At 61.0% G+C, this 13,928-nt stretch carries 11 protein-coding genes; 2 read left to right on the top strand and 9 right to left on the bottom strand.

Annotated features, from left to right (window positions below; genetic code table 11):
* Positions 1-445 precede the first annotated feature (445 nt).
* On the top strand, positions 446-1,222 hold the full coding sequence (gene phhA, locus BEN48_RS15115) for a phenylalanine 4-monooxygenase (protein ID WP_070735754.1): 777 nt from the start codon (positions 446-448) through the stop codon (positions 1,220-1,222).
* 157 nt (positions 1,223-1,379) lie between these two features.
* Here the strand turns inward: phhA and BEN48_RS19845 are convergent, their stop codons facing one another.
* From BEN48_RS19845 to BEN48_RS15090, 6 genes are all read right to left on the bottom strand, one after another.
* Entirely contained in the window at positions 1,380-1,880 is a 501-nt protein-coding gene (locus BEN48_RS19845; protein WP_241502290.1) for a RagB/SusD family nutrient uptake outer membrane protein, read from the bottom strand.
* A complete protein-coding gene (locus BEN48_RS15110; RefSeq protein ID WP_241502289.1) occupies positions 1,877-2,881 on the bottom strand; it encodes a RagB/SusD family nutrient uptake outer membrane protein in 1,005 nt (334 codons plus the stop codon). Before BEN48_RS15110 ends, BEN48_RS19845 begins: the two co-directional genes overlap by 4 nt.
* A 13-nt stretch (positions 2,882-2,894) precedes the next feature.
* On the bottom strand, positions 2,895-6,077 hold the full coding sequence (locus BEN48_RS15105) for a SusC/RagA family TonB-linked outer membrane protein (protein WP_206599872.1): 3,183 nt from the start codon (positions 6,075-6,077) through the stop codon (positions 2,895-2,897).
* Positions 6,078-6,542: 465 nt separating this feature from the next.
* Positions 6,543-7,256 (bottom strand): SDR family oxidoreductase, encoded by a 714-nt coding sequence (locus BEN48_RS15100; RefSeq protein ID WP_070735751.1) that lies wholly within the window; start codon positions 7,254-7,256, stop codon positions 6,543-6,545.
* Positions 7,257-7,412: 156 nt separating this feature from the next.
* Positions 7,413-8,033, bottom strand: a complete 621-nt coding sequence (locus BEN48_RS15095) for an energy transducer TonB (protein ID WP_125932678.1) — start codon at positions 8,031-8,033, stop codon at positions 7,413-7,415.
* Between the two features lie 268 nt (positions 8,034-8,301).
* Positions 8,302-9,840 carry a carbon-nitrogen hydrolase family protein gene (locus BEN48_RS15090; protein WP_394330936.1) on the bottom strand — a complete coding sequence of 513 codons (1,539 nt, stop codon included), beginning with the start codon at positions 9,838-9,840 and terminating at the stop codon, positions 8,302-8,304.
* A 399-nt stretch (positions 9,841-10,239) separates the two neighbouring features.
* Here BEN48_RS15090 and BEN48_RS15085 point away from each other — a divergent pair, with 399 nt between their 5' ends.
* Positions 10,240-11,070, top strand: coding sequence for a hypothetical protein (locus tag BEN48_RS15085; RefSeq protein ID WP_070735746.1), 831 nt, complete (start codon positions 10,240-10,242; stop codon positions 11,068-11,070).
* 14 nt (positions 11,071-11,084) lie between these two features.
* Here the strand turns inward: BEN48_RS15085 and BEN48_RS15080 are convergent, their stop codons facing one another.
* The 3 genes from BEN48_RS15080 to BEN48_RS15070 form a co-directional block, all read right to left on the bottom strand.
* Positions 11,085-11,933 carry a hypothetical protein gene (locus tag BEN48_RS15080; RefSeq protein WP_070735744.1) on the bottom strand — a complete coding sequence of 283 codons (849 nt, stop codon included), beginning with the start codon at positions 11,931-11,933 and terminating at the stop codon, positions 11,085-11,087.
* Between the two features lie 120 nt (positions 11,934-12,053).
* Complete coding sequence (locus tag BEN48_RS15075; protein WP_070735742.1) at positions 12,054-13,172, bottom strand: T9SS type A sorting domain-containing protein; 1,119 nt, start codon at positions 13,170-13,172, stop codon at positions 12,054-12,056.
* A 70-nt stretch (positions 13,173-13,242) separates the two neighbouring features.
* Positions 13,243-13,902, bottom strand: a complete 660-nt coding sequence (locus tag BEN48_RS15070; protein WP_070735740.1) for a 3-oxoacid CoA-transferase subunit B — start codon at positions 13,900-13,902, stop codon at positions 13,243-13,245.
* Positions 13,903-13,928 lie beyond the last annotated feature (26 nt).

Below are 13,928 nucleotides of genomic sequence, written 5' to 3'. Positions count from 1 at the left end.
CGTTTCAATCTCCTCATAGCAGTCCTCCTGGTTTAAATTCTAAATTATTAGTTGATGGTGTCTGCAGTCAAATCACTGGGGTAGTCAGCAGGAAGCAGATACTATGCCGCTGCTGGTGCGAGCGCCCGACTTGCTATTTTCGGGGTTAATTTCCGAGCCAGCGGCTTTTCGCATGGCTTGTGTTTGGTGCCCGAAAGATAGGGTGCCGCTGGCCGCAGGCCGGTTAAGGCCAATTCCCACGGCGCGGCTTATCTTTGTTGCATGTCCGCTCGCTTAGCCCGCCGTTATTACCGCCATTACCTCTGCGCACCAACCCGGTGCGAAGCGGCTCTGGTGTGGCGTGGTTAATCCCGGCACTCCATTTTGCAACCCTGCAAATGCCCGCTTCCTGACCCGGAAGCCGGCATTTTTTGTTTATACAAAATCCAATCACCATTATCTCTTTATGAACCACACGCCCATTGCTTCCGCCACGGCCGTTGACACTGTTCAGGATTACGCCCGCTACACCGCCGACGACCAGTGGGTATGGCGCACTTTGTTTGAGCGCCAGATGCAGGTGCTGCCCGCTGTGGCTTCCGGCCGGTTTCTCGAAGGCCTGCCGCGCGTAGATTTTCAAGCCGGTAAAATTCCTGATTTCGCCGAGGTGAACCCCTTGCTGGACCAGGCCACGGGCTGGAGCCTGGTGGCCGTGCCCGGCATCGTGGACGACCGCACCTTCTTCGAGCTGCTCGCTTCCCGGCAATTTCCCGCCACCACCTGGCTGCGCACCCCGGCCCAGCTCGATTACCTGGAAGAGCCCGACATGTTCCACGACGTGTTTGCGCACGTGCCGCTGCTCACGGACCGGTTTTTTGCCGACTTCCTGCAGGCCGTGGGTACCCTGGCCCTGCAGCACCTGCACGACGCCCTGGCCGTGGAGCTGCTCTCGCGCCTCTACTGGTTCACCGTGGAGTTTGGCCTCATCCGCGAAGACGAAAACCTGCGCATTTACGGTGCCGGGATTTTGTCCTCGGCGGGCGAAACGCGGTTTTGCCTGAGCGACGAGCCAGCTCGTCGGGCTTTCGATGTAGCCGATATTCTGGCCACGCCCTACGTGAAAGACCGCATGCAGGACGTGTATTTTATCATCGAATCCTACGAGCAGCTGGCCGCCTCGGTGCCGGCCCTGGAAACCGAGCTGCTGCGGTTGCTGGCCCAGCGGCCGGTTGCCATTGGCTAAATCCGGTTTGGTGAGGCATTCCGCAAGGGTGCCATTTGCCTGCACATCGCCCGGTACGGCCTGAGCTCCTCGGAACCACGCCGTGCTATTACAACAAAAAGCGGCTTGCCAAACTGGCAAGCCGCTTTTTGTTTGCGCATTTTGGCAGTGCCAATGCCTAGTTGCGAACCATCAGCTTGTTGGTAGCCAGCTCGGAGGCTGGAATGGGCCACACGTACAGGATGTCGCTTGGCTTCACCTCGCTCACGGTGCCTTTGCCGGGAATGGTGGCGTTCAGCCGCATGATGTCGATGTTGCGAATGCCTTCGCCCAGGAACTCAATGCGGCGTTCCAGTAGTACCGCGTTCACGGCATCGGTGACGGTGGCAGAAACCGGGTACGTCACCAGTGGGGTTGTGGGGTTGGAGCGCTGCAGCACGGCGTTCAGCAAGGCCACCGCCTGCGGGTCGGTGGGGCTCACCGTGCGGAAACGCGCTTCGGCCAGGCTCAGCAGCACTTCCGAATAGCGAATCACCGGGGCTTTGTCGATGTACGGTGCACCGTTCGGATACTTATTGAGGTAAATGGTGCTGCCCGTGGCCGTGGTCAGGGCCGTGCGCCGCACGTCGGTGGCCCGGAAACCGGGGTTGGTCAGAATGCCACCGGCCCCTGAGTTCATGGCGTACTCGCCATTGCCCGTGGGCGCGGCCGGTAGTAGAATGCCAGCTGGTTCTGGGTGCCGGGGGCATTTTGAGCGGTGAAGGGAAAGCTCAGGATGCTTTCGGACGTTTCCTGCGGCGCCGCAAATACGGCCGCAATGGAGGGGTTGAGGGCGTGGCGCACGCCGGTGGGGGCCACGTAGGGCGCCGTGGCGGGCACCAGCTTGTTGGCTTCCCGAATCACGTCGTCGTAGCGGCCCATGCTCAGGTACACGCGCGTTTTCAGGGCGATGGCCGTGTTGCGGTGCGCCCGTGTCACGGCCGAAACGCCCGTGGCTGGCGTGAGGGGCAGGTTGAGCTCCGCGAAGTTCAGGTCGGCCAGAATCTGCGCGTACACTTCGGCCACCGAGCTGCGGGCCAGGTCGTTGCCGGTACCATCCACCTCCGCCTTCAGGCGCAGGGGCAGGCCGGGCTTGCTGCCGTTGCCGTCGATAAACGGCCGGGCGTAGAGCTGCAGCAGCGAGTAGTAGCTCAGGGCGCGCAGCAGCCGGGCCTCGGCCTGGTAGTTCACGGCCGTGGTCGTAACGTAGTTGGCCGGGAACGGTGTGGCGCCCAGCTTAGCCGCGTTGGTTTCCAGACCCGCCAGAAACACGTTAATCTGGTTGATGGCCAGGTAGCCGGCGGCCCAGGTATTAACTACGTCGTTCTGCGACTGCTCGGTGAGGGTATGGTTCCATACGCCCAGGGCGGTCACGCCGTTGTTGCGCATGTTGAGGAAGTCGTTGGCGCGCACGTCGCCGTACACCTGGACGCGCCCTCCCAAAAAGGTGCCCACTTTCACAAAGGCGTACAGGTTGTTGACTTGCAGCAGCACGCGGGCCGGGGTATCGAACACGATATCCTGGGGGTAGAGCGTGGTGGGAACGGGGTCCAGCAAATCGTTCTGGCACGAGAAAGTTCCGAATGCCAGCGTAGCGGCGCAGAGGCCGGTGGTCAGTATCTTGGTGATGGATGATTTCATGGGACTGTCGCGTTTAGAAACCAATGTTGAAGCCCACGGTGTAGGTGCGTGCCTGGCCCACCGAGTTGCGGTCGACGCCGGCGCCGGTGTTGGCCGTGGTGCCCGAGTTGGTGGAAATCTCCGGGTCGATGCCGGAATAGCCCGTGATGAGGGCGGCGTTCTGCACCTGGGCGTAAATGCGCAGGCTGGCAATGTTGTAGGTGGTCAGGAAGCTGGGCTTCACGCTGTAGCCCAGTGCCACGTTGCGCAGGCGGGCGAAGTCGCCCTTTTCCACGTTGTTCGACATGACCAGAGCCGAGCCGTTGGACACGTTGTCGCCGTACACCACGCGCGGCCAGGAGCCGCTGGTGTTCGACTCCGTCCAGCGGTCCAGAATGTCCACGGCGTTGTTCCAGAAGCGCTGGTCGTGCAGGCCGGCTTTGGTACCGTTGTAGATGTAGTTGCCGCCCGAATACTGGATGAACACGCCCAGGTCGAAGCTGCGGTAGCGGAAGGTGTTGTCGAAGCCGCCGTAGTAGGTGGGCAGCGTGGGGCCGTAGTAAACGCCGTCCACCAGCTGGTTGGGCGCGGCGGTGGCCAGGCCCGTGGCGCGGTCCGTCCAGCCGCCGCCCAGGTGGTTGTACTGCGCCACCGTGCCGTCGGCTTTCTGAATGATGCGCCGGCCGTTGGCCGGGTTCACGCCCAGCGAGGGCACGGCCAGCAGCTCGCCCACCGAGCGACCCACCTGCGTGTAGTTCACGGTTTCCAGCGACGTGGCTGTGCCAATGCGCTGGCCTTCAGTAGCCAGGCTCAGCACCCGGTTTTTGAGGGTGGTGAAGTTGCCGCTCACGGTCCAGGTGAAGTTGGTGGTTTGCACGGGCGAGGCCCGCAGGTTCAACTCAATGCCGGTGTTGCGCATCGAGCCCACGTTGGCCAGGTAGGAGTTGTTGTTCACGTTGCCCACGTCGCCGGGGCCGGCGCCGGGAATGCCCTTGGAAGGGGCCTGGGGCACGCGCAGAATCAGGCCGTCTACCAGGTTGCGGTAGTAGGTCAGGTCGCCCGTCACCCGGTCGCCGAACAGGCCGAACGTGAGGCCGAGGTCGGATTTCTTGCTGGTTTCCCAGGTAAGCAGCGGGCTGCCGGGGTTGCTGAAGTACAGCGTGGCGTTGTCGCCGTACAGGTTGTTTTCGTAAGTCAGCAGCGAAGCGAAGTCGTCCACGCCCTGGCTGTTGCCCACTTCGCCGTAGCTGCCCGTAAATTTCAGGAAGTTCACCGCCGAGGTCAAGGGCCCATTTTTCCAGAACTCCTCCTCCGATAGGATGTAGCCCAGCGAAGCGCCGTAGAAGTTGCCCCATTTGTTGGCCCAGGCCGAATATCCGTCGCGCCGGAAGTTGAGCGAGGCCAGGTACTTCTTGCCAAAATCGTAGTTCAAACGCCCAAAGTAGGAGAGCAGGTAGTTTTCGCCCTGAAAGTTGCCGGCTGCGGCAATGTTGGTGTAGGTGCCCTGGTAGTTGGTCAGGAATGCATCGGCCACGCCGGTGCGGGTGGCGCCCCAGCGCTCCGTTTGGGTGTGCTGCTGCTCGTTGCCTACCAGCAGCGACACGTTGTGCTTCTCGCCCAGGGTGCGGTCGTACTGCACCGTGTTTTGCCAGTTCCAGCGCATGTTCACCCGGTTGAAATTGGACGCCGAGCCCACCGTGGAGAAACCGTCGCCGGCCAGGGGCGTGTTGAAGGACTTGTCTTCAAACAGGATGTTGTTGATGCCGTAGCTGGTGCGGGCGGTCAGGCCCTTCACAATTTCCCAGCTGGCGTACACGCTGCCTTGAATCTCGTTGCCTTCGGAGGTGAAGTAGTTGTTTTCCAAATCCACCAGCGGGTTGTAGTAATTAATGCCCAGCCGGGCTCCGGTGGAGGAGGTAGGCTCCAGGTTGGACCCCGGCCCGATGCCGGCGCCGCTGGTGTTGTAAGTGCCGTCGGGGTTGCGTGCGGGCACGTTGGGCGGCAGCACCAGGGGCAGGCGCCCCAGGCCGGCCGTGCCAAACGCGCCACCGGCCGTGGAGCCGGAGTTGGGCGCTTGGTTGCGGCTGTTGGAGTAGCCCACCCGCGTGCCAATGCTCACGTTGCGGAACAGCTTGTGGTCGAGGTTGAGGCGCGCCGAAATGCGCCGAAACTCGTTTTCCTCCAGCATGCCATTTTGGTTGGTATAGCCCACGGAGGTGTAGTAGCTGGTTTTTTCGGTGCCGCCCGAGAAATTGAGCGTGTTGGAAGTAGAAAAGCCCGTGCGGTAGATGTAGTCGTACCAATCGGTGTCCACGGGGTTGCCGCTGGCATCGAGGTAAGGCTTAAATCCTTCCACGTTGGTCCCGGTCTGGCCCAGCGCAATGCGGTTGGCGTTGAGGTTGCGCACCGCTTCGTTCTTGATGCCGATGTACTGCTCGGCGTTAAGCACGTCGAACAGACGCACCGGCCGCGACCAGCCCGCCCACGAATCGAGCGAAACCCGGCTCTGGCCTTTCTTGCCCTTTTTGGTGGTTACCAGTATCACGCCGCCCGCGGCCCGCGAGCCGTAAATGGCCGTGGCCGAGGCGTCTTTCAGCACGTCAATGCTCTCAATGTCGCTTGGGTTCACGTTGCCCAGCGGGTTGTTGGGCACACTGCCCACCGCCGAGCTGTTGCCGCTAAAGGCCGGAATGCCGTCAATCACATACAGCGGCTCCGAGCTCAGGGTGATGGAGTTCACGCCGCGCACCCGCACCACGGGCGGGTTGTTGAGCACGCCGTTGGGGGTGGTGATGTTCACGCCCGAAGCGCGGCCCTGCAAAGCCTGGTCGAAGCTTTGCACCGGCGCCGTGGCTATTTCCTTGCCGCTGATGGACGCCACGCTGCCCGTGAGGTCGCGCCGGGCCTGCGTGCCGTAGCCCACCACCACCACTTCGTCGAGGCCGGTGGTGTTCACCTTCAGGCTCACGTTGATGGTCGACTGGTTGCCGATGGCCACTTCCTTGCTGTCGTAGCCCACGTAGGAAAACACCAGCGCGCTGGCCGTGGTCGGCACCGAGAGCGAGAACTTGCCGTCGGGGTCGGTGGAAGCGCCCAGCTTGGTGCCCTTCACAATAACAGTGGCGCCCGGTATGGCCGTGCCATCAGAGCCCAGCACGGTGCCTGACACCGTCCTGTCCTGTGCCTGTAGGTCGTGGGCCATAACGGCGAAGACCATCAACAAAAACAGTAGAATTCTTCCTCTCATGTTATTGACTGGTAAATGAAAAATGATTTATACAATTTGCGCTAATGTAATGGCGCAATAAGGCTATCAGCATCATTTAATTAAAATAAATGCATATCAAATTAACTGATTGTTATTCAAAAGACTATAAATCAGATGATTAAATAACTTCCTTTTTAATTATACCTATCGTATAAAAATCAGGACCTATACAGTGGATGATGGATTGCCGGCCATAAGAAGGGCATGCGTGTCCCAGCACCGTTTGCGTCACGGGCAGCAGTAGCGCCAGCGGGCCGCTGCTCGCAGGTGCCGAAGTGAGCGCGCGCTACCCGTGGCCCCGCTGGCACCGGGCAAAAAAATGGCCCGTAAACGAAGAAGCCCGCCGGTGATTACTCAACCGGGCGGGCTTCTTTTATCAATTGGGCGATAGCACCAAAATGTGCCTATCGGGGCTTACCAGGGCACGGGCTGACCCTGCCAGGTCACGAAGCTGCCGTTTTCTTCGGCGTGCAGCTGCTCGGCCAGGCGAATGATGCCGCGGGCCGAGTCGGCAGGTTCCTGGGTGGCGTGGTTGCCGCCCATGTCGGTGCGCATCCAGCCGGGGTCCACAATCACCGAAATCAGACCCATGTGGCCGATTTCGGCGGCCAGGCTGCGCATGTACATGTTCAGGGCGGCCTTGCTGGCGCTGTAGTGGTAGGGGTCGCCGGTGGCCTTCCAGGTGAGGGAGCCCTGGCCCGACGACATGCTGATGATGCGGCCCTTGCGTCCGGCGCGCAGCAGCGGCAGCAGCGCCTGCGACACCAGCAGCGGCCCAATGGCGTTCACCTGCATGGTCTCGATGGCATCTTCGTGCGTGAGCTGGCCCAGGCGCTGGTGGGCATCGCCGGAGCCCGCGTTGGGGTACACGCCGGCGTTATTGATGAGCAGGTCGAGGGCATCGGTGGCGTTGTTCACCGCTTGCACCGCGGCCGCAATGGAAGCCGCCGAGGTAACGTCGAGCGCCAGCAGCACGAGGCGGTCGGCGTACTGCTGGTGCAGCCGCTGCAGCTCAACGGCATCGGCGGGGTGGCGGCTGGCGGCAAAAACATGGTCGCCGCGCTCCAGGTACTGGCAAACGAGTTCGAGGCCCAGGCCCCGGTTGGCTCCGGTGATGAGTACGCGCATAAGAGTGTTTGGGGGAGTTGCTGAAAGAAGTAGTGGGGCCGAAGTTTACGCAAAAAAGCCCGCTCCCCGTGTAAACAGCCGGAAGCGGGGTTCGGCTAGCAGCCGCGCCCAAAAGCAGCACGCCAACCTGTCTGAATCGGGTTGGCCTTTGCCTCTTTATTGAGCAACAGCAGTTATAACTACCTCCTGAACATAGTGAGGCGACGGGGCAGCAGCAACTTTGGCAGCGCTGGCGGGCGACTGGCCGCGGCCCTCGTACTCCTCTTTGAATCTGCGCCATTCTGCCGAACTCATTATCTGAAATTTAACGGTCAAATAGAAGCGCGCGGCCACCGGGCGGCCTTGGTAAATTGCGGGTATCCAGTTATCGGGCAGCGTCTGTAAGGCCCGCCACACCTCGTTGTTGCAAGCAGTACTCACGCTCTTTTCAACCACGTAATCGCGGGTGTGGCCGTTGGGGTCTACAATGTAGGACAGCAGCATGGTGCCTTGCTGCTGCCCCATAAGGGCGCTCACGGGGTAGCGCAACGCGCCTTGCAGGGTTGCCAGGCGATGGTCGGCGCTGCCCATCGGGCGCGGCGCCCGCGCCAGGCGTTTGGGCTGCCATTCTTCCCCCACTTGCACCAGGTAACGCGTCGTATCTTCTTGCATAAAGGAAACGCGGCTCGAATCGTAGTCAACGGTCAGCTCCAACTCTTCCTTGCGGTTGTAGAAATTCCATTTTCCCACCCGGTTGCCATCGGGTCCGGTGGTGCCTTTCTCCAGTTTAGACTGCACGGGAGCGCCCGCTTTGGCAGACTTTTTCTGTGCGTGGCTACTGGTTGCCCACAGGCAAAAAACGGTAAGTATAACGAAGGGTGTTTTCACGGAAAAACGGTAGGCAACGCAGCCAGCCGGCCGGTTGGGGTAGAAGTGCAAGCCGCTAATATAGCCGCTCAATCAGGGTTTCTATCGAAGTTGGTTTATGCAAAAAAGAACGACCCGCAGCACAGCTCCGGGGCGTTCTTTTTTGCCGGCACAGGCAAAGGCTGGCAGGTTGTGAGCCTTAGCCAGCGGCAATGGCCTTGCGGCGGCTGCTGCGGGGCAGGCGTTCGGCGCCCTGCTCCAGCAGCTCGTCGTCGCGCTCGGTTTTCTTAATGGTCCAGCCCAGCGAGTACAAGTCCTTCCGGCGGTCGCGCAGGTTGCGCACGGCGCCGCTGGTGTTCAAGTCCTTGAGCAGGTCCAGGTCAAGGTCGGCAATGAGGGTCATTTCCGTGTTGGGCGTGGCCTCGGCCACGATGGCGTCGTGCGGGAAGGCAAAGTCGGAGGGGCTGAACACGGCACTCTGCGAGTACTGAATGTCCATGTTCTCCACGCGCGGCAGGTTGCCCACCGAACCGGTGATGGCCACGTAGCACTCGTTCTCAATGGCGCGGGCCTGGGCGCAGATGCGCACGCGCTGGTAGGCATTCTTGGTGTCGGTCCAGAAGGGCACAAACAGGATTTTCACGCCCTCGTCGCTCAGCATGCGGGCCAGCTCCGGGAACTCCACGTCGTAGCACACCAGAATGCCGATGCGGCCAAAGTCGGTGTCGAAGCTCTTGAGCTTGTCGCCGCCGCGCATGCCCCAGTAGCTGGCCTCGTCGGGCGTCACGTGCAGCTTGTACTGCTCGTCCACGGTGCCGTCGCGGCGGCAGAGGTAGGCCACGTTGTGCAGCTTCTCGTTCTCGTACACCGGCATCGAGCCGGCCACGATGTTGATGTTGTAGCTCACGGCCAGCTCCATCATCTTGGCCTTGATGGGCTCCGTGAACGCCGCCATGGCCCGAATGGCCACGGCCGGCGAGTCCTCATTCGTCAGTGCCATGAGCGGGGCGTTGAAAAACTCGGGGAACATCACGCAGTCCGACTTGTAGCCGCTCACCGTGTCCACGAAAAACTCAATCTGCTGCAGCAGGTCTTCCAGGCTGGTGGTAGCCCGCATCTGCCACTGCACAATGCCGATGCGCACATTAGACTTCTGGTTGCCGATGAGCTTTTCCTCCTCCTCGTAGTACACGTTAATCCACTCCAGCAGCGTGGCGTAGGCCTTGCTTTCGGAGTCGTAGGGCAGGTAGCCGCGAATGATTTTGCGGACGTAAAACTCGTTGCTGAGCTGGAAGGTGAGGATGGGGTCGAGCAGCTCCTTGTTGCGTACCTTCTCCACGTACTTGGCTGGCGTCATATCGTTGGCATAAGCGGCGTAGCCGGGAATGCGGCCACCGGCCACCATGGCGCGCAGGTTCAGGTTCTGGCACAACTCCTTGCGGGCGTCGTAGAGGCGGCGGCCCAGGCGCAGGCTGCGGTACTCGGGGTCCACAAACACGTCGACGCCGTAGAGCGTGTCGCCGTCGTCGTTGTGGGTGTCAAACTTGCCGTTGCCGGTGATTTTGGCATACGTGTGCTTGTCGCCAAACTTGGCGTAGTCCACGATGATGGCCAGCGCGGCGGCTACCAGCCGGCCGTTGTCCTCGATGCCAATCTGGCCCTCGGGAAACTTGCGCAGCAGGGCCGCAAACTCATCGGCGGCCCAGGCGCCCTCCATGTTGGAGTACACCTTGTCCATTATTTCCTTTACCTCCTTGAAGTCGGAGCGGCGCAGGGTGCGCAGCACCAGCCGGTGGGCGGGAGGGGGAAGGAGCTCAGCGGCTGCCGGCGCCGGGCTGGGCTTGACCACTTTTTTGGCGTGGGAGCCTCCGGCGGCCGTTTTGCCAGTAGTTGGGGCAGCAGATTTGCCGTTGGAAGAAGTTGCCATAAATCAGGTAATAAAGGTGTCGAAACAGAAATGCAAAGATGCGGCCGTCTGCAACAGCAGCGGCCTTAATGAAACTGCATAACGGTTTTGAAGGCAAAAAGGCTCAGTAAACCTTCACTAAAGGCACGGGTGGTCCTACCTTGTGCGGCCAGAGGCAGGACGCAGCGATGCGCACGGCGCTGTTTCAAATTGGTCGTCTCTTCTACTGGAATGCGCTTTCTACTCGCTCTTTTCGCCTGCTCGGTGCTGGCACTGCCTGCAAACGCCCAAGGGCTGAAGCTGAAAAACTACAACATTGGCTACCGGCTATTTGAAATGGAGTCCGCCTTGGGTACTCCCCTCAGCTTGGGGCGGTTTTTACAGGACCCGTACACCTACCAGCAATTTCTGGACGGCATCGACTACACCCGGCTCAGTGGTGGGGGAGGAGCCTATCAATGGGTGCCCATGCTCTACCTCACGGCCGAATTTCACAGGCCAGCGGCGGCCTCGCGCTTCTGGCGCAACCACACCGTGCAAGCGGGGCTGGTGCTCAGCAACAGAATCGAGCTTTCGGGCCTGTCAATCGGCAACGATGAATTCCTGCTCTCGCCCGGCAGTCAGACGGATTTCACCTACAAAACCAACGTGTATTCCCTGGTGCAGCAGCAGCAGTTCGTGGGCGCCACGCTGGGCCTTAACCGCCGCTTCCGCCTGGTCAACCGGCTGCACTTTCTCACCGGCCTGCACGGGCAGGGGAGCGTGGCCGTGGTGCATGGCTACACGCCGCAGTGGGACAGCACCACGCTCGTTGTTCAAAATGGACAGGTGCTGCGGCGGGAGCGTAAAACAACCCAACTGCCTTACTTAAAGGGCAAAAATTATTTCCAATGGCAGCTCTTCATCCCCATAGGGTTGGAAGTTGCGGTCTATAAACAGGAGGTGTTTGTGCGGCTGGAAGCTGATTTCGGCATCCGAGGCAACCAGTTTAGGAGCAAGGAACTGGCCGCACTGGAAACCCACGGCGTGGGCCTATGGCTCACCTATCAGCCCAAATATTAGGCCGCTAACGAGGCTCATTTACGGCTCGGGCCCGAAGGAAAGCTGGGGATAAGCGCCAGGCTGCCGCCAACCGTTTTGTGCGGTACCCGCTGCCGGGCCTCGTTGTAGTAATAGCCGTCCTCAACGCGCTCAATGTAGATGGCCAGCACCGAGAAACCCGGAGGCGCCGGCTCGGCGCTCACGGGCAGCACGGCGTGGGAATGAGCCGCATCCAGCCGCACAATAGACGCATCGGCACCCGCCGTGACCAGCGAATCCAGCCTGCCCGCCTGGGGGTGCTGGTCTGCCCAGACGGGGTAAATTTTTGCCAGGTGATACGCTTCTTTAAGGGTTTCGCTGGGTGGGTAGAATGTATGAGCCGCCGTGAGGGCCACGCTCGTTGGCCGGGCGCAAATGGATTCAAAGGCCATCCAGTAGTCCATTGGCATCGCATTCATGCCTTCGCTTGTGTAAAAGCGGTACTGGTCGCTCAGCACCGTTTTGCCCGGCTTGTTTGTGCTGGCTGGCAGCAGTCCAATGCTTTGGCCGTTCTCGAAGTACTCCGTGAAATCCGACTCCAGCAATTTTTTCGGGTATTCGAGCCGAACCAGCTGTTGGGCCGCCAGCTTGAGGTGGAAAAACGTCTTATTCGTCGCCACATCATTAAACCCGGTGCCGTGGGAGGAGAAGCGCCGTAGCTTGATTTTTACATCCATTTCCTGCAACCCCTTATTGTACAGCAATAAGTAGTGCTTCAGCGTGCTGCCTTGCTTTTCCCACACGCTCCAGCTCACCAGTTGCTCGGAGCGCAGGCCTACTACAATCTGACTGCTCCAGGCAGGCAAGTGCAGAACGAGAAACAGGAGTAGGAAAATGGTTTTCATAAAGTTGGGTATACCGCTAATGGTAAGCTGCAAAAGCTACAGCCACTCACCTGATGCCATCAGAGAATGAATTGCACACCGGGCCCTAGGCGCTATTTAAGCCTTGTTCCGATACCGGAATTACTCCCGCACCACCCGGCGCGTGACGGTACCTTGCGCAGTGGTCACCGTCAGCAGCAGCACCCCGCGGAATTCCCCCAAAGCGCCGCCGCTGATGCTCATCACGCCCTCGTTGCCCAAAAACCGGCGCTGGAGTAGCTGCCGGCCCACTACGTCGGTGGCCACCACCGTGAGCGGACCGCTGCCGGCTGGTACGGCCAACTGCAGGGCCGTGCCCACGCCCGAGGGATTGGGATACACCCGCAGCCCCGCGTCCAGCGCCCGGTTGCGCGTGGCCAAGGCCGTGGGGCGGCGGTACACGTCGCGGTATTCCACGGCGCTCACTTGCTGCGCGCCATTTACTTCAATGGTGGTAATGCTCAGTACTGGCACGTGTATGCCAGTGGCCAGCCACTTGTACTCGCGGCGGGTGGGCAGGGTAGCGCCCTGCCCGGGACCGGTGCCCACGGCCACGCTGTCGTGGTCGATGATGGTGGTGACCACCCGCAGCGTTTGGAACGTGCCAAAAGGAGTGGTGAGCGTGCCCCAGGCATCGTTCGCGTTGCGGCGCTGGCGCTGCTGGCTCAGGTAGCCGGCGCCCGGCAACGACGCCACCAGCACAGAATTGCTGGTGTGGCTGGCGCCGAAGACCAGGGGCAGGCTGTACACCACATCCGGCCCAGCCGTGTAAAGTACCGGCAGGGCCACGCCGTTGAACGTGACGCCGAAGCCCACGGACCGGAAGTCGCTGGCCGAGAGGTTGAAAAACTCCTTGACATCGGAAACCGGCAGCGTGGCCCCGTTAAAATCAAAGGTGCGCGGCGTCGCCACCGTGGCCCGGTTGGCCCCGCCAAATGGACCGAACGCCAGCAGCTGCAACCCCGAAGCGGCGGCCGCTACCGAGCTGTAAGCTTCCACGCGCTGCGTGAGGGGCTGCAGGGCCGCGTAGTTCCACGTCTGGTTGGCGCCGTTGCGGCTGAGGGGCGGCGCGGTGGCGGGCAGCACCGGGCTGGCCAGGCTTAGTCGCAGGGTGTCGCCGGGCACCGGCATATCGGCGGCCGTGATGACCGGCGCCGTCTGGGCCCGGGCCGTGCCAAACAGGGCAAGCAGACACAGTAGCGGTAGCGAGTGGCGCAACATAAGGCAAAACGGTTAAAAGAGAGGGGGATTAAAGAAAGCGCCGTGCCTTAGCTACTGCCCGCGGCCGCGGCTACACGCCCTGCATTTCGGGCACTTCGCCTTCGGGAACTACCAGCTTGCCGGCCGTGGCGGCTACTATCTGCTCCACCGTTACGCCGGGGGCCCGCTCCAGCAGCACAAAGCCATCGGGCGTCACGTCGAGCACGGCCAGCTCGGTCACTATTTTCTTTACGCAGCGCAGGCCCGTGATGGGCAGGGTGCAGTCGGAGAGGAGCTTGCTGCTGCCATCCTTGGCCACGTGCTGCATGGCCACGATGATGTTCTTGGCGGAGGCCACCAGGTCCATGGCGCCGCCCATGCCCTTCACCATCTTGCCAGGAATTTTCCAGTTGGCAATGTCGCCGCGCTCCGATACTTCCATGGCCCCGAGGATGGTCAGGTCCACGTGTTCGCCGCGTATCATGCCAAACGAATCGGCGGAGCTGAAGAGGCTGGAGCCGGGCAGCGTGGTCACGGTTTGTTTGCCGGCGTTGATGAGGTCGGGGTCTACCTGGTCTTCGGTGGGGAAGGGGCCCATGCCCAGCAGGCCGTTCTCGGACTGCAGCTCCACGTTGATGCCGGCCGGGATGTAGTTGGCCACCAGCGTGGGAATGCCGATGCCGAGGTTGACGTAGGAACCATCTTTTACTTCCTGGGCTATGCGTTTGGCGATGCCGTGTTTGTCGAGCATGATTTGATTTTTCGATTAATTTAAAA

Origin of the sequence: Hymenobacter glacialis, assembly GCF_001816165.1 — a bacterium.
Lineage (GTDB): Bacteria > Bacteroidota > Bacteroidia > Cytophagales > Hymenobacteraceae > Hymenobacter > Hymenobacter glacialis.
The sequence above is the reverse complement of the archived record's forward strand: the minus strand, read 5'-3'. Positions and strand labels throughout refer to the sequence as shown.